Annotated in this window: 27 protein-coding genes; 23 read left to right on the top strand and 4 right to left on the bottom strand. The window is 36.1% G+C overall.

The genetic code is table 11. The features are described from left to right. Positions 1-263: 263 nt before the first annotated feature. The 6 genes from LPB89_RS05170 (at position 264) to rlmH (ending at position 4,547) form a co-directional block, all read left to right on the top strand. Entirely contained in the window at positions 264-1,145 is an 882-nt protein-coding gene (locus tag LPB89_RS05170; RefSeq protein ID WP_230700650.1) for a pirin family protein, read from the top strand. A 2-nt stretch (positions 1,146-1,147) separates the two neighbouring features. Continuing rightward, complete coding sequence (locus LPB89_RS05165) at positions 1,148-1,543, top strand: OsmC family protein (protein WP_230700648.1); 396 nt, start codon at positions 1,148-1,150, stop codon at positions 1,541-1,543. 6 nt (positions 1,544-1,549) lie between these two features. After that, positions 1,550-1,834: a GNAT family N-acetyltransferase gene (locus LPB89_RS05160; protein ID WP_230700646.1), complete on the top strand. Its 285-nt coding sequence runs from the start codon at positions 1,550-1,552 to the stop codon at positions 1,832-1,834. 305 nt (positions 1,835-2,139) lie between these two features. Further along, on the top strand, positions 2,140-3,558 hold the full coding sequence (locus LPB89_RS05155) for an adenosine deaminase (protein ID WP_230700645.1): 1,419 nt from the start codon (positions 2,140-2,142) through the stop codon (positions 3,556-3,558). Positions 3,559-3,669: 111 nt separating this feature from the next. Continuing rightward, entirely contained in the window at positions 3,670-3,984 is a 315-nt protein-coding gene (locus LPB89_RS05150) for an antibiotic biosynthesis monooxygenase (protein WP_230700643.1), read from the top strand. A gap of 89 nt (positions 3,985-4,073) precedes the next feature. Further along, on the top strand, positions 4,074-4,547 hold the full coding sequence (gene rlmH / locus LPB89_RS05145; protein WP_029269532.1) for a 23S rRNA (pseudouridine(1915)-N(3))-methyltransferase RlmH: 474 nt from the start codon (positions 4,074-4,076) through the stop codon (positions 4,545-4,547). A 32-nt stretch (positions 4,548-4,579) separates the two neighbouring features. On the opposite strand, the gene LPB89_RS05140 is transcribed toward rlmH, so the two are convergent. Further along, on the bottom strand, positions 4,580-5,227 hold the full coding sequence (locus LPB89_RS05140) for a hypothetical protein (protein ID WP_230700641.1): 648 nt from the start codon (positions 5,225-5,227) through the stop codon (positions 4,580-4,582). Positions 5,228-5,229: 2 nt separating this feature from the next. Then, positions 5,230-6,054: a dihydropteroate synthase gene (folP, locus tag LPB89_RS05135; RefSeq protein WP_230700639.1), complete on the bottom strand. Its 825-nt coding sequence runs from the start codon at positions 6,052-6,054 to the stop codon at positions 5,230-5,232. A gap of 151 nt (positions 6,055-6,205) precedes the next feature. Here folP and LPB89_RS05130 point away from each other — a divergent pair, with 151 nt between their 5' ends. From LPB89_RS05130 to LPB89_RS05050, 17 genes are all read left to right on the top strand, one after another. Then, on the top strand, positions 6,206-6,745 hold the full coding sequence (locus tag LPB89_RS05130) for a DUF1599 domain-containing protein (RefSeq protein WP_127337532.1): 540 nt from the start codon (positions 6,206-6,208) through the stop codon (positions 6,743-6,745). A gap of 78 nt (positions 6,746-6,823) precedes the next feature. Then, entirely contained in the window at positions 6,824-7,945 is a 1,122-nt protein-coding gene (locus LPB89_RS05125; RefSeq protein ID WP_230700638.1) for a BT_3928 family protein, read from the top strand. Positions 7,946-8,076: 131 nt separating this feature from the next. Continuing rightward, complete coding sequence (locus LPB89_RS05120) at positions 8,077-8,541, top strand: hypothetical protein (protein WP_230700637.1); 465 nt, start codon at positions 8,077-8,079, stop codon at positions 8,539-8,541. Positions 8,542-8,580: 39 nt separating this feature from the next. Then, positions 8,581-9,246, top strand: coding sequence for an alpha/beta hydrolase (locus tag LPB89_RS05115; RefSeq protein WP_230700636.1), 666 nt, complete (start codon positions 8,581-8,583; stop codon positions 9,244-9,246). A 293-nt stretch (positions 9,247-9,539) separates the two neighbouring features. Continuing rightward, on the top strand, positions 9,540-10,034 hold the full coding sequence (locus LPB89_RS05110) for a TlpA disulfide reductase family protein (protein WP_230700635.1): 495 nt from the start codon (positions 9,540-9,542) through the stop codon (positions 10,032-10,034). 61 nt (positions 10,035-10,095) lie between these two features. Beyond that, positions 10,096-10,848, top strand: a complete 753-nt coding sequence (gene tpiA / locus LPB89_RS05105) for a triose-phosphate isomerase (RefSeq protein WP_230700634.1) — start codon at positions 10,096-10,098, stop codon at positions 10,846-10,848. Positions 10,849-10,980: 132 nt separating this feature from the next. Then, a complete protein-coding gene (gene prmA, locus LPB89_RS05100; RefSeq protein ID WP_230700633.1) occupies positions 10,981-11,814 on the top strand; it encodes a 50S ribosomal protein L11 methyltransferase in 834 nt (277 codons plus the stop codon). Between the two features lie 135 nt (positions 11,815-11,949). Next, a complete protein-coding gene (locus tag LPB89_RS05095) occupies positions 11,950-12,225 on the top strand; it encodes an ATP-dependent Clp protease adaptor ClpS (RefSeq protein ID WP_230700632.1) in 276 nt (91 codons plus the stop codon). A 64-nt stretch (positions 12,226-12,289) separates the two neighbouring features. After that, complete coding sequence (locus LPB89_RS05090; RefSeq protein ID WP_230700630.1) at positions 12,290-13,561, top strand: sterol desaturase family protein; 1,272 nt, start codon at positions 12,290-12,292, stop codon at positions 13,559-13,561. Between the two features lie 11 nt (positions 13,562-13,572). Next, positions 13,573-14,271 carry a lysoplasmalogenase gene (locus LPB89_RS05085; RefSeq protein WP_230700629.1) on the top strand — a complete coding sequence of 233 codons (699 nt, stop codon included), beginning with the start codon at positions 13,573-13,575 and terminating at the stop codon, positions 14,269-14,271. Positions 14,272-14,370: 99 nt separating this feature from the next. Beyond that, entirely contained in the window at positions 14,371-14,823 is a 453-nt protein-coding gene (locus LPB89_RS05080; protein ID WP_230700626.1) for a 2-dehydro-3-deoxyphosphooctonate aldolase, read from the top strand. Positions 14,824-14,879: 56 nt separating this feature from the next. Beyond that, a complete protein-coding gene (locus LPB89_RS05075; protein ID WP_230700625.1) occupies positions 14,880-15,260 on the top strand; it encodes a hypothetical protein in 381 nt (126 codons plus the stop codon). Positions 15,261-15,539: 279 nt separating this feature from the next. Further along, a complete protein-coding gene (gene kdsA / locus LPB89_RS05070) occupies positions 15,540-16,358 on the top strand; it encodes a 3-deoxy-8-phosphooctulonate synthase (protein WP_230700623.1) in 819 nt (272 codons plus the stop codon). A gap of 18 nt (positions 16,359-16,376) precedes the next feature. Beyond that, entirely contained in the window at positions 16,377-17,276 is a 900-nt protein-coding gene (locus LPB89_RS05065; protein WP_230700621.1) for a hypothetical protein, read from the top strand. A gap of 101 nt (positions 17,277-17,377) precedes the next feature. Beyond that, the gene (locus LPB89_RS05060) at positions 17,378-18,052 is read left to right on the top strand and encodes a YiiX family permuted papain-like enzyme (protein WP_230700619.1); all 675 of its coding nucleotides are present in this window, start codon (positions 17,378-17,380) and stop codon (positions 18,050-18,052) included. An 88-nt stretch (positions 18,053-18,140) separates the two neighbouring features. Then, complete coding sequence (locus tag LPB89_RS05055) at positions 18,141-18,593, top strand: ubiquinone biosynthesis protein COQ4 (RefSeq protein WP_230700618.1); 453 nt, start codon at positions 18,141-18,143, stop codon at positions 18,591-18,593. Positions 18,594-18,597: 4 nt separating this feature from the next. Further along, positions 18,598-18,903 (top strand): hypothetical protein, encoded by a 306-nt coding sequence (locus LPB89_RS05050; RefSeq protein WP_230700616.1) that lies wholly within the window; start codon positions 18,598-18,600, stop codon positions 18,901-18,903. Positions 18,904-18,974: 71 nt separating this feature from the next. On the opposite strand, the gene LPB89_RS05045 is transcribed toward LPB89_RS05050, so the two are convergent. Both LPB89_RS05045 and LPB89_RS05040 read right to left on the bottom strand, forming a co-directional pair. After that, positions 18,975-20,366, bottom strand: a complete 1,392-nt coding sequence (locus LPB89_RS05045; RefSeq protein WP_230700614.1) for a M20/M25/M40 family metallo-hydrolase — start codon at positions 20,364-20,366, stop codon at positions 18,975-18,977. 169 nt (positions 20,367-20,535) lie between these two features. Next, complete coding sequence (locus LPB89_RS05040; protein ID WP_230700613.1) at positions 20,536-22,458, bottom strand: discoidin domain-containing protein; 1,923 nt, start codon at positions 22,456-22,458, stop codon at positions 20,536-20,538. Positions 22,459-22,495: the final 37 nt, after the last annotated feature.

Here is a 22,495-nt window from a genome sequence, read left to right as displayed (position 1 = left end):
CTAATCCGTCTAATCAGTGGAATCCGTGGCTAACAGACTCCGGAATAATAGCCACAGATTAAAAGATTCGCGCAGATTTCTGCGTAAAGCCAAATAAAAACAAGCGAAAAATTCGTGGAAATTCGCGAAATTCGTGGCAACCTTTTCTAATCCATAAAATCTGCGAAATCTGTGGCAAAAAGAATAAACAAATCTTAATCTAAATTAAGTTATAGCTTTCCACTACAACTGTAATTTTGTTTTCAACTAAAATAAACCATACCATGTCAAACATCAGCTTAATTATTGAAGAACGTGCCGCCAATATCGGTAATTTTATGGTTGGGAGATTACTGCCCTTCCGTGAAAAAAGAGCGGTCGGACCATTTGTATTTATTGATCATATGGGACCGGCACATCTAAACCAATATCAGAATATGGATGTTCCGCCTCACCCGCATATCGGACTTTCCACCTTAACTTTTTTATTTGAAGGAAGCATCATGCACCGCGACAGTCTGGGAACCGAATTGGAAATAAAACCGGGCGCCGTAAACTGGATGACAGCAGGAAAGGGAATCGTTCACTCTGAAAGAACACCCGAATATTTAAGACATTCTGACAAAATGCTTCACGGATTGCAGATCTGGGTGGCGCTTCCGAAAGAATTAGAGCGAATGGATCCGAATTTTGCACATGTGGAAGCTGATGATATTCCGGCCTGGGAAGAAAACGGCGTTTCTTATAAATTAATCGCCGGAGAAGCTTTCGGAAAAAAATCACCCGTTCCGGTGTATAGTCCGTTGTATTTTATTGAAATTAAAAGCGAAACCACCCAAAAAATAAACATCGGAAAAGATCTATTTGGAGAAAGCGGCTTGTACATTCTGGAAGGAAGCATCAAAAGCGGTGAACACGTTTACGATCCGAAACAAATCCTGATTACCAACGACAGTACTTTGTGTGAGTTTGAAATTACGGCCAATTCAACCGTTTATATTTTTGGAGGAACACCTTTTCCGGAAGAACATTTTATCTTCTGGAATTTTGTTTCTTCGGATAAAGAATTAATCGAAAAAGCAAAAAAGGACTGGACAGCGCAAACTTTCCCGAAAGTTCCGGGAGAAACCGAATTTGTCCCTTTACCTGAACCAAGAATCAAATAAATATGGATACCATTAAAGCAACAATCGATACCCGAAAATATCGTACCGAAATAACCTCTAAAAGCGGCAATACACTTATTTCAGATGAACCGCAGGAAATGGGCGGAAAAAATTTAGGTTTTAGTCCGTTTGAACTTCTCGCTTCATCTCTGGCTTCCTGCACTTTAATTACATTGCGAATGTATATTGACCGCAAAGGCTGGGATGTTTCAGAACTTACGATCTGGGTAGATTTTGACAAAAATGAAGAACATACTGTTTCTTTGTTTTCGACGAAAATCTTAATTACCGGAAACGTAGACGACGCACAAAAACAGCGGATTTTGAAAATTGCAAACAGTTGTCCGGTTCATAAAACACTTGTAAATACAATTAAAATAGAAACTTCATTAGTATAAATAATCATGGAAATTCAACAAATAAACGATATAAAAAAAGGCTATTTTGAAGCCATCGAAGACGGAAAAGAAGCCGGAAAAATGACGTATACCTGGGCTGGCGATGCTAAATTTATCATCGATCATACCGAAGTCAACGAAGAATTCAGCGGAAAAGGGGTTGGCAAAAAACTGCTTATGGCGACCGTAGACTATGCCAGAAATAATAATCTGAAAATCATTCCGCTTTGCCCTTTTGCAAAAAGTGTTTTTGATAAGACGGAAGAAATTCGGGATGTGCTTTTTTCCTGAAGGTTCAAAGTTACAAAGGGACAGAGGTTCAAAGGTTTTTTTTAGGTGCTGAGGTTCTGAGTTGCTGAGGTTCTAAGTTTTTTTAGCTACTAAGATTGTGAGATTATATTTTAGACGCACTGGTGTGCGTCTTTTTTATTTTTATGGGAAATATTGCGTAACAGCTTAGCGAACTTTGCGTTTAAATTTACTCCGGGTTAAAAAAAATCTTTGCGAACTTTGCGGTTAAGCTCCTGCCAATTTCAATCCGCATTTTCAAATGTCCTCAAAATCCATTACATTTGCATGTAATTTAAATCTAGACTATGACGAGGATAATTACACTTTTCTGTTTTTTTATAGCGCAAATTGGCTTTTCTCAATCAGCTGAACGTTATTTAGAAAAAATCAGAAACAACGAAGCACTCTCCACTGCTTTTTTTCAACAAATGCCAAAAGGAGGCGATTTACACCATCATTTTTCAGGATCAATTTACGCGGAACCTCTTCTGGAAAGAGCCATTGCAGCAGATTTTTACCTGAATTTAGAAACGATGGCAGTTTCCAAAACAAAACCTGCTAAAGGAAACTGGGAAAATTTTTCTTCTCTTAAAAATAATGGAAAACTGGAATTCTACAAACAGCAGGTGATGCAGACCTGGTCCGCAAAAGATTACAACGGTGTGTCTGTTCCTTCTGATGATTTGTTTTTTGATTCGTTTGATAAATTTTTCCCCACCATTGACGGGCATTTTGCCGAAGGCATGCTGGAATTAAAAAAACGTGCTCTTGCTGAAAATGTAAGTTATATCGAAACACAATTATCTATAATTCCCTGTGATATGAATGTTTCCGATTTAACTGATTTTAATGTTAAACTTCGTCAGGCGGCAGCGCAAAAAGACGAAAAAGCAGTTCTGAAATATTTAGAGGAACTTTACAAATCACTAAAGCAAAAAGACGCTAAAAAATACGCAGAAGACTTCAATACCAACTTTATAGCAAAACTGCACAAAGACCTGAAAATTGACGATGACCGTTTCACGATGCGTTATCAAAACTTTGTGCTTCGCTTTATGGAACCGGTAGATTTGTTTAAGAATCTGGTTATTGCTTTTATTTCGGCCGATGAAAGTAAATTGGTAGCCGGTGTAAACATTGTTTCTCCGGAACATGGCGAGAATTCAATGAAAGATTACTGGCTTCACATGGTCATGTTTAAATATTGCCATTCAAAATTTACTGATGTGAAATATACGCTGCATGCGGGAGAATTAACGCTGGGATTAGTACAACCGGAGGATTTAACCTGGCATATCAACGATGCGATTTATGTGGCAGGAGCCAACAGAATCGGACATGGGGTTGACATTGCCTACGAAGCCAATTCCTATGATTTGCTGCGTTACATGGCAAAAAATACTATTCCGATTGAAATCAACCTGACCAGTAACGAATTCATCTTAAAAGTTAAAGAAAACAGACATCCTTTTTCACTTTACAAGGAATTCAATGTACCAATCGTCATCAGCACGGACGATGCCGGAATTTTAAGAACAAACATGACCGAACAATATGTTTTACTGGCAAAAAGATATCCGGATGTGACTTATGCAACGATCAAACAATATGTTTACAACAGCATAAATTACAGCTTTATCCAGGATGCTTCGGTAAAAAAACAATTACTGAAAGATCTGGACGCAAGATTCAAAACTTTTGAAGAGAAATTTTCTAAAAATTAAAGCTGATTTACGCAAAGTATTTTTAAAACAAATCTGCCTGATCTGCTAAATCTGCGAGAGCTATTTTTTTCTCGCAGATCAGGCAGATAAAAAAACATTATAATTAAATTTATGATTCTGGAAGCCGTTTTTCTTTTTATAAAACCCGAATTAGCAAGTCAGTTTGAAGCTGATTTTGCCAATGCAAGTCAATTTATTTCTTCTATTGATGGTTATTTAGGACATCGTTTGGAGAAATGTATCGAAGTCGAAAATAAATATCTTTTATTAGTGGGCTGGAACACGCTTGAAGATCATACGGAAGGCTTCAGAAATTCTGCAGCGTATTTAGAATGGAAAAAAATGCTGCATCATTATTATGAGCCATTTCCTAATGTAGAGCATTTTGAAACTGTTTTTGAGAATAAAAAGCAGATCGTTAAATAGTACACAGATTTTGGATGAAACGGATTATCACAGATTCCGTTTTTTAAATTTGTGATTATTTGTGTAATTCGTGGCAAAACTTTTAATCAATGAACATCAAACTTATCGCCATTGGCAAAACGGACAATAAATCGCTTCAAACCCTGATTGACGATTATACCAAACGTCTGTCTTTTTATATCAAATTTGATCTGGAAATTATTCCGGATATCAAAAACGTAAAGAATTTGTCGGAAAGCCAGCAAAAGGAAAAAGAAGGTGAACTGATTTTATCCAAATTAACACCCACTGATCAGTTGATTTTACTGGATGAAAACGGAAAAAACTTCTCCAGCGTTGGTTTTTCGGAAGAACTGCAAAAGAAAATGAACTCCGGAATCAAAACGCTTGTTTTTGTAATCGGCGGTCCTTACGGATTTTCAGATACGGTTTACAGCAAAGCGCAGGGTAAAATTTCGCTTTCGCTGATGACGTTTTCACATCAGATGGTACGTTTGTTTTTTATCGAGCAGCTGTACCGCGGATTTACGATTTTAAGGAATGAACCTTATCATCATCAATAAAAGTTTTGTTTCAGGTTTTCTTTGTTTCAGGTTTAAAAAACGAATTCTTCTTCTTCATTTATAAAAACAAATGGAATCTTTTTATCAATTATAGTTTTTACTAAGATTTTACATTGAATGTAATCCCCATATGTCATGTTTTTATCATATGAAAATTTAATTTCAGCTTTCGGATTGATTACTAAACTATCTAAAAATGGCTTTAAATTATTTTTAGGAAAATCATATACTTTTCTACCGCTGTATTGTATTAACCCGTTCTTTTTAAAATACAGCTGACTTCTATTATTCGGAATTTCCATTTTATAATACACTTTCGTGAATGGCAAAAAGGCTAAATTCTTTCCAACAGAATCAGCGTACGAATAATAGTTTTCTGCTTTTTCGTTTTTATGGGCCTTCTCTGCCCGCTTTTTTTCCTGAAGTTTCATTACTTCCGGAATGACTAGTTTTAAAGGCAGTCGTTTGTCTATATTGAAAATCCAATTGGTTGAAATGATGCTGTTTTTTCGGTTTACTTCAGCGAGGGTATCTTTGCCATTGGTTTTAAAAAAGATATAAATCGGCGAAAGGTCTTCTACGTTTTTAACGATCGTAACATTTGATTTTGGTAATAAAACGTCTTCTTTTTTTCCGCAGGAGAAAAAAACAATAATAAAGATAAGGCTTAGATATTTCATGTTTACAGACTCATTTTATTAAACAAAGTAACACATTCCATGGCTTCTTTTACATCATGAACACGAAGGATTTTAGCTCCCTTTGTCAAGGCAATCGTATTGATCACCGTAGTGCCGTTTAAAGCTTCCTTCGCGGTAATATTCAGTGTTTTATAAATCATTGATTTTCTTGATATGCCAGCTAAAACGGGCAATTCCAGCACATTAAAAAGTTCCATCTTTTGAAGCACCTCATAATTCTGTTCCGTAGTTTTGGCGAACCCGAAACCCGGATCCAGAATCAGATCATTAATTCCGAGACCTCTGGCTTTTGCTACTTTTTCGGAAAAATAAAACAGCATCTCTTTTATAATGTCCTCATAGTCCGTCATGGTCTGCATCGTCTGCGGATTGCCCCGCATGTGCATCATGATGTACGGAACATTGTATTTTGCAATTACATCAAACATTTTATCGTCTAATCCTCCCGCGGCAATATCGTTTATAATCGCAGCGCCGCTTTCGATACTTGCTTTGGCCACTTCTGCCCTAAAGGTATCGATCGAGAGCAGTGCGTCCGGAAAGTGTTTTAGAATTATTTCAATAGCCGGAACAATGCGATCAATTTCTTCCTGCTCCGATACAAAATCGGCACCGGGCCTGCTGGAATAAGCGCCAATATCCAGAAATGTTGCGCCATCGGTTAAAATTTTGCCCGCGCGCGTGACAATCTCATATTCATTTTTATATTTTCCGCCATCAAAAAAAGAATCCGGCGTGACATTCATAACTCCCATCACTTTAGGGATCGATAAATCAATCAGTTGGCCTTTGCAATTAATTTTCATTTTTTTGTGATTTTTGTTTCAGGTTTCAGGTTTTAAGGTGTGGCGTTAACAATTTGTTTACAAAAAACTTGAAACAAAGAAAACCTTAAACTTGAAACTCTTTAATTTTATCCTTATTTTTGAAGAAATTTAAGCAAATATACAGCAATAAATGAAGAATACTTCCTTAGAATATGATAATGTAGTCACGGTTTGCCGTACCTTATTTATCAATAAAATGAAAGATTATGGCAGTGCATGGCGCATTCTGAGACTGCCTTCCCTTACGGATCAGATTTTTATAAAAGCACAACGCATCAGAAGTTTACAGGAAAATGAAATCCGTAAAGTCGATGAGGATGAAAAAGGAGAGTTTATCGGAATTATCAATTATTCTATCATGGCTTTGATCCAGTTAGAATTAGGTGTTGTGGACCAGCCGGATCTGGATGTAGAAAAAGCAACCGAATTATACGACGCCAAAATTAAACTGACCAAAGAATTAATGGAAGCCAAAAACCATGATTACGGCGAAGCGTGGCGCGACATGCGCGTGAGTTCACTTACTGACCTGATCCTGCAAAAACTGCTTCGTGTCAAACAAATTGAAGACAATAAAGGCAAAACTTTAGTCTCTGAAGGCATTGATGCCAATTATCAGGACATGATCAATTACTCGGTTTTTGCGTTGATTTTAAATCCAATGAAATAAAAAATTCCAAATTCCAAATTCCAAATCCCGGCCTTAGGGGGAATCTGAAGAAATTGGAATTTAAATTAAACTATACTTATGAAAAACATCATTACCCAATTCTCAAGACTTTTTGTCGGCGTATTATTTATCATTTCGGGATTAATTAAACTCAATGATCCGGTTGGTTTCTCTTATAAACTGGCTGAATATTTTAGTGAACCGGTTTTCAATATGCCTTTTTTAGAGCCGCTGGCTTTAGGATTAGCGATCTTTTTAGTGATTTTAGAAGTGGTTTTAGGAGTAATGTTATTAGTAGGGTACAAAGCAAAAGCAACGATTTGGTTCTTATTGCTATTGATCGTTTTCTTTACCTTCCTGACCTTCTACTCTGCTTATTTTGATGTGGTGAAGGATTGTGGCTGTTTTGGAGACGCTTTACACCTTACACCGTGGCAATCGTTTACAAAAGACATTGTTTTACTTTTCTTTATTCTAATTTTATTCTTCAATAAAAAATTGGTTAAACCTTTATTTTCTAAGCTGGTAACCAATATCATCACTTTAATAAGCGTGGTTTTGTGCGTGTTTATGGCGGTTTGGGTATTGAATCACAATCCGATAAAAGATTTCCGTCCTTTCAAAGTGGGTAACAACATTGAGGAAGGAATGAAAATTCCCGACGGTGCTCCAAAATCTGTGGTTGAAATGATTTTTATCTACAAAGTAAACGGAGTGGATAAAGAATTTACCGAAAAAGAGTTAGCCAATATTCCTGCCGGTGCTGTTTTCGTGGACAGAAAAGACAAAGTAATCACTGAAGGTTATGTGCCGCCAATTCATGATTTCACAATGGTAAAAGACGATTCTGATTATAAAGAAGAATTGCTGAAAGAACCGAAATTAGTGATTTTTGTGACCTACGATTTAAATTTATCGAATCCTGAAGGCATGAAAAAACTGGAAAAAGTAAATCAGGAAGCCAAAGCGAAAGGATATAAAGTAATTGCAATGACGGCTTCGGGGCCTGATGAAATTGCAAAGGCCAAAAAACAATACGGTTTAAATGTTGATTTCTATTTCTGCGATGCAACTGCCTTAAAAACGATCGAAAGAGCTAATCCAAGTATCGTAATTTTACATAAAGGAACTATAATTCAGAAAGTACATTATAACGATGTTGATGATTTAAAATTATCGGACGTTGCCTACAGCCTTTAAAAAATAATAAACCTTATAATAAGCGCCAATATTCTACATTTTTAGAAGTATTGGCGCTTTTTTTACATCTGTAATAATAATGACAATTAAAAAATTACCAACGAAGAACTCAAAACTTATTAATTCAAATCATGAAAAATTACTCCTATCTTCTTTTCCTTTTTCTAATTCTATCTTGTAACAAAAAAGAAGATCAGATTCAGGAGATTAATGCAAATAAATTTCAACTCAATAAAGTTGTTCACGATTCTTTGACTCAAGAACAAATTGAAAAAATAAAAACCATCCACAATGTTTTTGCAGAAGTAGACAAAAGCAGTTTAGAGCAAACTATAACCGATTTTAAGAGAGATTTACATCCTGATAACGAGATAAAAATATGGTTACAAATGGCTAAAGCCTATGAGGGGTATCTTAGTAAAAGCAAAAAAAGCATAGAGGAAAAAAGGGAAATTTTTAAATTAATTTTATTACGATCAACCCAGAGTACTGAAGAAACTATCCATAGTATAGACTTAGAATATTTAAGTAAAAAGGATGCAGAGGAAGTTTTAAGTTTTTATCCTAATACTCCAAAACCATTAAGTGTAAAATAATAATTTTAAGATCTAAATAACAATCCTATTTAAACCACAATGAAGAAACCATTTAAGACCATTACTTTTTTACTGATCATCCTTTCCTGCATTTTAGGTTATAGCCAGATACCAACAAAAACCACCGAACAGGCCTACATTTTTTTCCTGCACAATAAATTTATCGAAGAGCACGATTTGAGCGAAGCTCATCCGGAATATGGCAAAGCGGAATACAATGAAATCATCAATTCTTTTAAGGCCGGTAATTTTATTGTTTACAGCGAAAAAAGAAAAAAGAACACCAATGCGGCCGAGTATGCAGAAAAAGTGGTTAAACAAATTCACAAACTACTAAAAAAGGGAATTAAGCCGAATAAAATTACCGTCATCGGAACTTCTAAAGGTGGTTACATTGCACAATATGTTTCGACTTATTTAGCGAATCCGGAAGTGAATTTTGTATTTATTGGCTGCTTTCGCGATATCGATATTCAGGAAATTCCGGACATCAATTTCTGTGGAAACATTCTGACCATTTATGAAAAGTCCGATGTTTTGGGCGTGTCGGCCGTTAAGCGAAAAGAAACTTCAAAACTGAAAGTGAATCATTTCAGGGAAATCGAACTAAATACCAATTTAAAACACGGCTTTTTATACAAAGCTTTAGACGAATGGATTGTTCCCTCTAAAAAATGGGCCAACGGAAATTATGATCTGAATTGATAACCGGGCATTCAAAAAAGGAAATCAGCGGCGTTTTTTTTAAGTTTTTAAATGCTTAAAAAGCAAATAAACATCATTTTGCTGCCGATGTAAAAATCTTCCGGCTGAAATTTATGCAAAATTTGAATTTTTCCAACGAACTATTACGATTTCATACTCTTTTTTGTAACCGAAATTTCCTGTTTTGTGATAAAATAAGGCAGTGTTCAAATTTTGTTAATCTCCATTTGGCATTCGATTTCTTTGTTTAACTTTGTGAATTCAGTATTGAAATAAAATTTTATAATCCTACTATGAAACAAATAGCGCTGCTCTTTATTGCCTTTATTACATTTTCATGCTCACAGGCTCAGAAAACCAGTTTTTCTAAAGAAGCCTTATCTGAAAAACTATCAGCGACTGATGGAAGCCAGGTTGCTTTTAAAAACATATTAAAAAAATACAAAGGAAAAACTTTGGTTATCGAAGTTTGGGCTTCCTGGTGTGGTGATTGCGTAAAAGCAATGCCAAAAGTAAAAGAACTGCAAGCGAATAATCCTGATGTTTCTTATCTTTTCCTTTCTGCTGACAAAACCGCTGATAAATGGAAAATCGGAATTGAAAAACACGAATTAAAAGGAGATCATTTTATGATGAATGACGGTATGAAAGGTGTTTTTGGAAAAGCAATCGACTTAGACTGGATTCCAAGATATATTATCGTCGACAAAAAAGGCAAAATTGTTTTATACAGAGCTATCGAAACCGATTTTGATAAAATCAATGCCACTTTACAAGGATTAAAATAAGTGCAATAAAAATTGCCCTTTCACCTAAACAAAAATTAAAAGAATAATAAAAACTACCAAAATGAGAAAAAAGATTGTTGCAGGAAACTGGAAAATGCATAAAAATGCCGCACAAACTGAGGAATTATTAAACGAATTAATTACCAAAATACCAGCACAAACTGCTGCTCAGGTAATTGTTGCACCAACATTCGTAAACTTACAGGCAGCTGTTGCCAAAGTAAAAAACACAACGATTGGTGTTGCTGCTCAAAACGTTCATCAGGCTGAAGGCGGTGCCTTTACAGGAGAAATTTCTGCAGACATGTTAACCAGCATTGGAGTAAACACCGTAATTCTTGGTCACTCTGAGCGCAGAGCTTTTTTTCATGAAACAGATGCTTTAATCGCAAGTAAAGTAGATACTGCGCTGAAACATGATCTAACTGTTATTTTCTGTTTTGGAGAAGAATTAAAAGACCGTCAGTCCGATAACCATTTCAACATTGTTGAAAACCAATTACGTGACGGATTATTTCATATCGCAAAAGAATCATGGTCTAAAATTGTTTTAGCTTACGAGCCGGTTTGGGCAATCGGAACAGGAGAAACTGCTTCTCCGGAGCAAGCACAGGAAATGCACGAATTCATCAGAGAAGTGGTACGTAAAGCTTTTGGAGCTGATATCGCTGACGAAGTTTCTATCTTATATGGTGGTTCTGTAAAACCGGATAACGCTAAGGAAATTTTTGGTAAACCAGACGTAGACGGTGGGTTAATCGGAGGTGCTGCTTTAAAAGCAGAGGACTTCCTAGCTATTGTAACTGCAATATAATTTTAGATTTATATAAAAATCAAAAGCGGTACTTCGGTATCGCTTTTTTTTAGGTCTAAAAATTAATAACGTTCTGCCGGATTTGTAAACAACTTCTGCTTTGGATTCTTACCTTTGCAAAAAAAATCAGTTATGTCGAACATATATTTAGGATACCATTTTACCATTGAACCCAAAGAACCGGGTTCAGAAATTTTAATTGCAGAATTAGGCGAGAAAGCGTTTGAGACTTTTACAGAAACAGAAAACGGAATTTCGGCTTTTGTGAAAAAAGATTTGTGGGATGAGAATATCCTGGATGACATTTATATTTTAGAATCGGAAGAATTTAAAATTGAATATACCATTGAAGAAATCGATCAGGTAAACTGGAACGAAGAATGGGAAAAGAATTTTGAAGCCATTGATGTGGATGGAAAATGCCATGTTCGTGCGCCTTTTCATGAAAAAACCAATGCGGAGTTTGATATTATTATCGAGCCAAAAATGAGTTTCGGAACAGGTCATCACGAAACAACGCATATGATGATTCAGCACTTGCTTGAAACGGATGTGAATGGTTTGAAAACACTGGATATGGGTTGCGGAACTGCGATTTTAGCTATTTTGGCAGAAATGAAAGGGGCTCAGCCTATTGATGCCATTGATATCGACAACTGGTGTTACCTGAATTCAATCGAAAATGCAGAACGCAATAATTGTAAACACATTACCGTTTATGAAGGCGATGCTGCGCTGTTGGCCGGTAAAAAATATGATTTGATCATAGCGAATATCAACCGTAACATTTTGTTAAACGATATGCAGGCTTATGTAGATTGTTTAAATCCAAAAGGGACTTTACTGTTAAGCGGTTTTTATGAGGAAGACATTCCGTTTATTGATGCTTCGTGTACAGAAAAAGGCCTGACATATGTTAAAAAGTTTCAAAGAAACAACTGGGTTTCATTAAAATACGTAAATTAGATAGCTAATTATCTAAAATTTAATTGCCCGCAGATTAGACAGATTAACACCGATTTAGCTTTTTAAAACTGCTGAATTGTAAATCTTTTGATAAAGAAAAATAGTAATTACAACAGTACAAAAACTTAAAAAAAAATGAGTACTAAAGAAAAAGTAAGAGAAAGAGTCCGGGAAAAAGAAGCTACGGCTTTCAATAACGAAATCATTGTTTACAATGATGATGTAAACACTTTTGATCACGTAATCGAGACTTTAATGCGTGTTTGCAGTCATACACCTGAACAGGCGGAACAATGTTCCCTAATCGTACACTACAACGGAAAATGCACTGTAAAGACGGGCCCCATGGACAAATTGAAACCACAGTGCACACAACTTCTCGAAGCCGGGTTAAGCGCCGAAATTGTTTAAACTGAGAATATTTTAAAAAACATTCAATTTTATCTATATTTGATAAAAATTGAATGTTTTTTTTATGGAAGAATATGGAAAAATATTAATTATCGCCACACCTGTTTTTTTAGTATTAATTATAATCGAAAAAATATATGGCATTTACAAAAAGGACGATACTGCACCTTTAATAGACAGCGTATCGAGTATCAGTTCCGGAATTACCAATTCGGTAAAGGATGTTTTAGGATTGAGCCTTACTTTTATTTCCTATGAATGGCTCGTTTCTAAAATTGCGGTTTATCATCTGGAAGCCAACATTCTCTCCTATTGCATTGCCTTTTTTGTGATCGATTTTTATGGCTACTGGAGCCACCGCTTAGCGCATCAGATTAATTTTCTGTGGAACAAACATGCGATACATCACAGCAGCGAAGAATTTAATTTAGCCTGTGCACTGCGACAGCCTATTGCAAGCTTAGTCAATTTATTTACTTTTTTACTGATTCCTGCCGCATTGCTGGGCGTTCCTGCTACTGTCATTGCGATTACCCTTCCGCTTCATTTATTTTTACAATTTTGGTATCATACCAAGCACATCAAAAAAATGGGTTTTATTGAACACATTTTGGTAACTCCCTCCCATCATCGTGTGCATCATGCCATAAATCCGGAATATTTAGACAAAAATCATTCACAAATCTTTATTTTCTGGGATAAGCTTTTTGGGACTTTTCAGGAAGAATTAGATGAAGTTCCGCCTGTCTTCGGAATCACGAGACCCGCCAATACCTGGAACCCGATACGAATTAACTTTCAGCATTTAACTTTACTCATTAAAGACGCCTGGCGTGCTCCAAAATGGAAAGACAAACTTACCATCTGGTTTAAACCAACAGGCTGGCGTCCGGAAAATTTCGAAGAACTATTCCCTGTAAACAAAATCGAGAATGTTTTTGAGTTTGAAAAATACGGCACACAAAATTCCCAAAAACTGGTTTATTGGTCGGTTGCACAGGTCTTAATCACACTTTTGTTTGTCACTTATTTATTTGATAATATTGCCAAAATTGGTTTGCCGAATATCTTTCTTTACGGTTTTTTTATTCTGGTGACCATTTACAGTTACAGTGAACTTATGGACAAAAGTAAGTATGCCCCTTTCTGGGAAGGTTTTCGTTTTGTAACAGCGATTGGAATAATTTCTTATTACGGAGACTGGTTTGGACTGAACACTATTTTTCCATTTGCCAATTATGTTATTATTGCTTATTTGACTTTCTCCTTTTTTGTTTCAGTGTATTTTGTTCTGATTGATTTTAAAACTGCCCAAAATCAACTTATCCATTCATAATCCCCCAAACTATGAAAAATACTTTATTTCTTAAAATCTATATTGGTTTTAGTATTGTTTACCTGCTGATTTTACTTTTAGGATATGAGAGTTTTGATCTTTTCTTAAAACCAATCCTGATTCCTTTACTGGGATTTTCTGTTTATCTTCATAAAAAATTTCCAACCAAAAATATCATTCTAAGCGCCCTGCTATTTTCCTGGATTGGTGATGTCATTTTACTTTTTGCAGATATAGACGAGATTTATTTTATTCTCGGATTGGTTGCTTTTCTTATTTCCCACGTTATTTATTCTGCTCTTTTTAATAAACAAACCAAAATTCGTTCTAAAAAAAACAAAGCCGCTTTTTTAATTGGAAGCCTTGTAATTGCATGTTATCTAATGGGCATGTTATCCCTTTTATTACCGACTTTAGGAGATCTGAAAATTCCTGTAATTGTTTACGCAACCGTAATTTCGTTAATGTTATTATTTGCATTCAATGGATTTTTAACCTGGAAAAGCCCCGGAAATCAGTATGTTTTTATGGGGGCGATCGTCTTTATTGCTTCCGACAGTATTCTGGCAGTAAATAAATTTCACACGCCAATTGAAAAAAGTTCTTTTTATATCATGTTAACCTATCTTGTGGCACAATATCTGATTGTAACTGGTATTTTAAAATTGAATTCAAATGGGAATCTGAAAGCAGAGAATCCGAAGATTTAAAATTTAATTTACGCATTTCAGGTCATAATTTTCTTAATGCAGATTATTTTAAAAATCGTTTTTACCGCTTACATTTGTACTACAAAATACATCATTAACATGAAAAAAACAGCTCTGTTTATCGTTTTGCTTATTTCGGTAACTTCTTGTATCAGCACCAAATCGACTTTGAAAAATGTAGATGACAATGCTCCGGATTTAGTTTTGAAAAAAGACAATACATTTGTCATTACGTTATTCAGCAATGATAAAAAATACGGTTACGATCCGGATTATCCGGTGAATATCTTTTACCGGAATACCAAAGATGAGGCGCTGAACGAAACCCGTTTTTTAAATGCGCTGGCCGGACCAAACGGAGAAAAAATCACCTATACCCGACTGGAAACCTGCTGCCCTTTCCCGACCAAAAGAAGCGATATGGGAGCCGGATTCCTGAATGTTTATGAACTGAAATGGGACGGACAAAAGAAACCCATAAAACTGTACCTGAACATTTATGAAAAAGGAATTTTAATGGTTCCGATGGGATTGCGTCTGAAAAAAGATTAATAATTATTTTTTAGTAAAGGTTTAAAACTGAATAAATATATTAGAAAATCAACGATTTGAAAAAGAAGATCATTGTATTTGGTGTAGTAATTTTACTACTGCTTTTGGGATTCATTAGCGGGGGATTGTACTTGGCAGAAATTGAAGATCATTATGGTGATTTACAGGAAATTTATTTTGATTCAAAAACTGGTGATATTATTATAAATAAACAAACTGGAAAATTTGGACTAATTACAAAAAACTGGAAAAGAGCTTATGTTATAGCAAAAGAAAATGACACTTTAGATCTATATGACTTAATTTATGTAAATCAACACGAAAATAAATATGAAGTTTTAAGAAGTGATAAAGATTTAAAAATTAAAGATTTAAGTTTTGAAAAAATAATCCAGTTAAAAAAAGATAATCTGATAGAAACGATTATAAAGAATTAAAAATTCATCTACGAACAACATCTTACTATTTTCTTTCAATTGATGCCCATTACTATAAAAAGACAAAGCAGGAAATTAACTTAAATTCTCATAATTCCACTAAACTTCAGTCACAATAGAAATGAAAATCATTTTTATTCAGGAAACCCTGTTTTTTCAAGTGAAAAATACCGGAGTAAATCGGTGTTCCGATACGTAACGGAGTCATAAAAAAAACTTAAATCTTCATCTGCGATTCATAAATCATAACTACCTTTGCACAGTCAAAAAAATCATACTATGAACATACAACATATTCCACAAATTAAGCATACTGATAGCGGAAATTTCTTTTTACTAGCCGGGCCTTGCGCCATTGAAGGAGAAGAAATGGCACTTAGAATTGCTGAAAAATTAGTTGGTATTACCGACAAACTTGAGATCCCTTATGTTTTTAAAGGATCCTTTAAAAAAGCAAACCGTTCCCGAATTGATAGTTTTTCCGGAATTGGTGATGAAAAAGCATTAAAAATTTTAAGAAAAGTTTCAGAGACCTTTCATATTCCTACCGTAACAGATATTCATACCAATGAAGATGCTGAAATGGCAGCACAATATGTAGATGTTCTACAAATTCCTGCTTTTCTGGTACGTCAGACAGATTTAGTTGTGGCGGCTGCCAATACAGGAAAAGTGGTAAACCTGAAAAAGGGACAATTCATGAGTCCGGAAAGCATGAAACACGCGGTTCAGAAAGTCTTGGACTGTCATAATGAAAACGTGATCGTTACGGATCGTGGAACGATGTTTGGCTATCAGGACATGATCGTTGATTACAGAGGCATCCCGACGATGCAGCAATATGCTACTACGGTTCTGGATGTTACACATTCTTTACAGCAGCCAAATCAAACGGCTGGTGTTACGGGAGGACGACCTGATATGATTGAAACTGTTGCCAAAGCCGGTATCGCAGTTGGAGTTGACGGTATTTTTATCGAAACTCATTTTGATCCTGCTAACGCGAAAAGTGATGGTGCCAACATGTTACATTTAGACTATTTTGAAGGTTTAATGACCAAATTGGTTGCTATCAGAAAAACAGTTAACGCATTTTAAATTTAATACATAAGTTCATTGAAAACTAAATTTTTATTTTTTGTCCTATTAGGTTTTTCATTAAACACTTTTGCACAAGAAGAAATCGCAGTAGAAAGATACACCGCTCACAACAAAGGTAAATTCTTCGTTTCCTGGGGTGGTAACAGAGACAGTTACACCAAATCTGATGTCAACTTCAGAGGTAAAGATTACAACTTTACGGTGGCAGATATGAAGGCGCATGATAAACCAAAAGGATGGCATATTGATTATGTAAATCCGGCTAATATGACAATTCCGCAGACTAACTTTAGAATGGGATATTTTATTAATGACCATTACAGTGTTTCGATTGGCTGGGACCACATGAAATATGTAATGACTCAGAATCAAACGGCTAATGTGACGGGCTATATTAATTTACCCGCTGATCAGGCCGGATCTTATTATAACGGAGAATATAATAACCAACCTGTAGACATGTCTTTAAATGGTGCTCAGGAAGGTGGTTCTGATGTTCCTCAGGGAAATCCTCCTGCTTTTTTAATGTACGAACATACAGATGGTCTGAATTATGTGAATACCGAGGTTTCCAGGCATGATGATATTTCTAAATTGTTCGGGTTACCGAATACAGATAAATTTCAGATTAATCTAACGGAAGGTTTAGGTGCCGGAGTTTTATATCCTAAAACCAATACCACACTTTTAGGAAAAGAACGTCATGATGATTTTCATGTTTCCGGTTATGGTTTATCTGCAAAAGCAGGTATTAACTTTACGTTTTTCAAATACTTCTATATTCAGGGAGAATTAAAGGGCGGTTATATTGATATGAAGGATATCAGAACTACCACAAGCAGTGAAGATAAAGCTTCCCAGCATTTCCTTTTCTTCCAGCGAATTATTGCTTTCGGAGGAATTTTCAGAATCTAAAACCACTTTACTTTATATTTAAAAAAATAGCTGTCATTTTATTTGGCAGCTATTTTTTTTATTATTTACTTTGTAATTCAAAGTACTTTAATTTATACTTCATGAAATCTAAAAAATATCTATTTCCGTTACTTACATTCCTAATCAGTTTTGGATTAGCATTGTTTATTAGTCTGAAGGTTTTTCCAAACAATCCATTTACGGGAAATAAACTGGAAAAAACGGTATCCGGCAAATACAAAGATGGCGATATAATTTTTCAAACTTCAGAATCTAAACAATGCGAAGCCGTTCGTATCGCTACTAATTCAAAGTTTTCGCATTGTGGAATTATTTACGATATAAACGGAAAATGGTTCGTTTTTGAAGCCATTCAGCCCGTAAAACTTACACCACTTGAAGATTGGATCAAACACGGAAAAGACAGCAAATATGTGGTGAAACGATTGAAAAACGACAGTGTCCTGAAACCTGAAGTACTTCAAAAAATGAAACAGTACAGCCAACAATTCGATGGTAAAGAATATGATGCTTATTTCGAATGGACCGATAACAGGATCTACTGCTCTGAATTGGTCTGGAAAATTTATAAAAATGCAGCAGGAATCGAATTATCAAAACTTAGAGAATTGAAAGATTTTAATCTAGCTGATCCGAGAGTTGGAAAAATATTAAAAGAGCGTTATGGCAATAATATTCCCCTAGAAGAAAAAGTCGTTGCCCCTTCTGACCTTGCCGATTCTAAACTTTTAATAACGATCCTCGATAACTATTAAAATCAAAAAAGCTGATTGAATCTTCATTGGCTTTTTCTTTTACTTATTCACTTTGAAATTCAAAGAACTTTTAAAAAATAACCAACTTATGAAAGACCGGATTATTGAAAAAATATACGAATACAGCAAACAGCCTTACCAAAAGTATTTCAAAAAAAATAAACCGTGGGAAATTGACCAGACTGCCTTATTACACTATCCGGAAGGAAGTTTAGGTTTTGGATTAGGAAACTTTCTTTCTGAAAATGATTTTGATATGCAGCCTAAACTCGAAGACCATGATATCATTCACGTCCTGACCAATACCGGGATTTCGGTACGCGAAGAAATCGGAATGCAGTATTACCTGTGGGGAAATGGTAAAAAAAGCCTGTATTTAATTCTGGTAATTGCTTCCGGAACGCCCTTCTACCTTAAAGAAATCAATTATTTTATGCAACAATACAAAAGAGGCAAAAAAGCATTACCGTTTCATTATCTGGACTTTTCACAAATGTTGTTTACACCCATTCATACGATTCAGAAAACTTTTAATATTTAGACTCATGAAAACTATTGACAAAAAAACTTTCGATGAAACAGCATCCATTGACTTAACGATCGGATCGTTTACAATTAGTACACTGCTGTTTGTCCTGTACATTCTTTCGAATGAAAATTCAAATGTTCTGGTGATAGCAAGTCCGTTTGTGGTTTCGGCCATTGTGCTGAATACGATCATGCTGTTGCACCTGACCGACCTTTTTATACGAATGCCGGAACTGCGAAAAGACATTGGAATTAAAATCCTGATTTTGCTTTCTAATATTCCGGTCACCTTTTTGTATTACTGTATTGTCATGAAAATCTGATTACTTTCGATTACTTCCAAAAAAAAGCTGCAAGTAGGTCACTTGCAGCTTTTATATTTATTTCTGAAATCTTAATTGGCCTTAGGCGCATCGATTCCGTTTTGGTCCATCAGGTACATCAGAGCTGTCATTGTAGCCGCTCCAAGTTCTAATTCTCTTTTGTTGATCGCATCAAATTTATCGTTTGCTGCGTGGTGATAGTCAAAGTAACGTTGTGAATCCGGTTTTAAACCAGCTTTTACAATAGCTTTAGACGTTAAATGATCAATATCCGATCCTGCGTGTCCAATGGTGAAACTGTGCACTAAATAAGGCTCAAAAAAGTCTTTGTATCCTTGTATTTTTTTAACATTGGCATCATCTGCCTGTATTGAAAATCCTCTTGGGCTAAATCCACCGGAATCACTTTCTAAAGCAAAAATATGGTTCTCATTGTTTTTCTTTGAAACTTCCTCGTATTTCGCTCCGCCTTTTCCACCATTCTCTTCGTTCATGAATAACACGACACGAATTGTATTTTTAGGTTTGTAGTTTAAGTTTTTCAGAATACGGATTACTTCCATACTTTGTACTACACCAGCTCCATCATCGTGTGAACCGTCTGCCAGGTCCCAGGAATCCAAATGCCCGCCGACAACCATAATGTTTTCAGGGTGTTCTTTTCCTGTCAGTTCACCAATTACGTTATACGATAAAACGTCCGGTAACGTTTCGCAGGATTGTTTGAAATAGAATTTTAAAGCCGGATTGTTTTTTAGTGTTGTACTTAACAATTCTGCTCCGTTGGTACTAATAGCAGCTGTTGGAATGTACTGCTCTTTTGGTAAATCACCATAGCTTTGCGCTCCAGTATGAGGAAAATCGTCTAAACGTAAGTTCATCGAACGAACAATTGTTCCTACTGCCCCTAATTTTGCAGCTTCTTTTGCTCCTGCAAATCTCTGATCGACGCAAGCTCCGTAAGATTTAAAAGTTTCGATATTTTCAGGATCCATTGGTCTGTTAAAAAACACAATTTTTCCTTTTACCTTATCTGCTCCCAGTTCTCCTAATTCTTTAATTCCCTGTACTTCGATGACTTCAGCGGTAAGCCCTGTTTTTGCCGTTGCCACCGATCCGCCCAAAGCACAAATCGGAACTACTGTTTTGGTTTTATTATCCAGAATATAAGCCGTTTCTTTTTCACCTCGTACCCAATGCGGCACCATTACTTCCTGAAGGTATACTTTATCAAGTCCTAATCTTTCTAATTGTGTTTTGGTATATTGAACTGCCGCTTCAGCAGTTGCAGAGCCGGATAAACGGCTTCCGATATCGTTCGACAAATATTCAAGCCAGGTATAACATTTGGACTCGGTTAAGGCTTTTTTGTAGAATAATTTAATGTTTTTTTCATCGTTTGATTGCGCAAAAGATGTCAATCCGTTTAAAACTAAAACAGTTAAAAGAATCGTTTTTCTCATGGTTTTTATAGCATTTTGGGTTATTTGCCCGCTTTATTTGCGAACAACGCAAAGGAACAAAATTCTTTACAACCCACCCTATTTTTACAAAAGCTTTTCTCAAAAAAAAACGCTGATTAACAACTTTTTTGTTGCAATCAGCGTTTTAAAAAATTCATTCTGTAAAAAATTATTTTACCTCGATAATCTTACCCTTTGTACCGATTCCGTTTTCATTAAAAGGCTCAATGGTAAAGTAATATTTTGTTCCTTTATCCAAACCTCTGAAATCATAAGAACTGTCTGCGTAGACCATTATGCTGTTGTATAATTTATCCGGAGTAATTCCATAGTAAATATTGTAGCCGATCGCATCTGCCTGTTTTTTCCACGAAATCATCGCATTACGGGAATCGGCTGCATTTCTTTTGACTTTAAAATCAGCCACTGACTTTGGTTTTTCTTCTAATCCGTTTCCAAAAACCCTGAAATCTGAAACCGCAAACATTCCCGAAGCATTATGAATGTTTACCATCTTAATATAACGCGCTTTTATGGCTTTTGTCAGCTCCACATAATCGTGGGGCACATCTTTATCATTATTTGATTTATCGACTACCAGAGTCCAGTTTACGGCATCATCGGACATCAGGATTTGATACTGATAATACATGTCCATCGCTTTATTAAACTGTGTGGCTTTATGATCGGCATAATTGACTTGCAGCGCGTTGATTTCCATCTTTCTGCCTAAATCCAGCTGCAGCCACTCGCCTCGTTTATCGGATGTGGCTGACCAGTAGGTCTGAATATTTTCATCGGTTAAGTTGGCCGCATCGTAACATATTTTCTCATATACTTTTTTCCCGCCATGATCCATTCGGTGTGTTTCGACCTCTTTGCATTCTTCAGCAGAAGAAACAGTCACTGGTTTTTTATAAGACAATAACATCCAGCCGGAAGAGGCACCTTTGATCTGATCTCTCTGGGCCGTTGGCAATACAATAGGGAAATCGCCATAAGCCGTAATGGAATACATCACATCGTCTTTATCGAATCCTGCGGGGAACATGTCGATACGGCGTTCGAAGCGGTCTTTGATCGAAATCTTACACGTCCCGGTATTCCAATAATTCCCATAATTGTCGGCAAAAGTATTTCCGTGTCCGGCACCAATCACAAATCCACCGGGTTTATACGACATCGGATTGTGCTTTTGGTAAACGAATGGTCCTAAAGGATTATCCCCCACGTGAACACCATTGGCATAGCCTTTAAACTCGGTAGCCGGAGCTCCGTATTGCATGTAATATTTTCCGTTGTGTTTGGTCATCCACGCTCCTTCGATAAAATTGCCCCAGGGTGCCGGTTCCATATCATTGTTGGGTCCGAAACGTTCCCAACCGTGTGCCGCAGGATCTAAACCTACCACGGCTTTTGCCTGTCCGTAAGGTTTCTGAATGTCCTCTACTTCTGTTGCAGCGTATAATTTGACATAATCGGCCTGATTGCCTTTTGGAAGCCAGGTGTTGTAATCTACTTCGACGCCTACAAGTGGTAATTTTCCGCTTGAACCGTAATACATATATACCTTTTTGTCATCATCCTGAAAAATCGCGGGATCCCAGGTGGGCAGCATGGCCGTGTTCACATGTCTGGTCCATCTTCCTGATTTCGGATCGGCTGTTTTCCAGACCGGATGATCTTTTTTCCAGGTCGAACCTACGTAAAATAAAGTATCATTTACGACCCAGGCTGCGGGTGCGCACTGATCATCATCACCCGGATTTCTCTGGAAACTTCCATAAACGAATTTCCAGTCGGACATGTCCTTGCTCCAGAAAAATCCTGCCTGATTCGTGGCAAACAAATAATAGTCGCCTTTATAAGTAATAATGACAGGATCTGCACTCGACCGTCGGGATTCGGGAATGCCATTGTGATTCTGAGTCGTGTAATTGTATCCGATGTTTATGGGGTTACAATAGGTGGTAGCGGGCTTCGCCGGATCAAACCAAGCTGTTTTTCCGGGAACATTCTGAGCTGAAGTGCTATTTACCAGCCCCAGAAGAAACAGCAAAATCGGTATGGAACACCATTTATTTATTTTCATTTTGATCTTATTTTGTTATGAATACTTTGCATTTTTA

Source organism: Flavobacterium sp. ENC, from assembly GCF_020991415.1.
GTDB lineage: Bacteria > Bacteroidota > Bacteroidia > Flavobacteriales > Flavobacteriaceae > Flavobacterium.
Note: the sequence above shows the minus strand (reverse complement) of the source record. Positions and strands in the feature narration are given on the sequence as shown.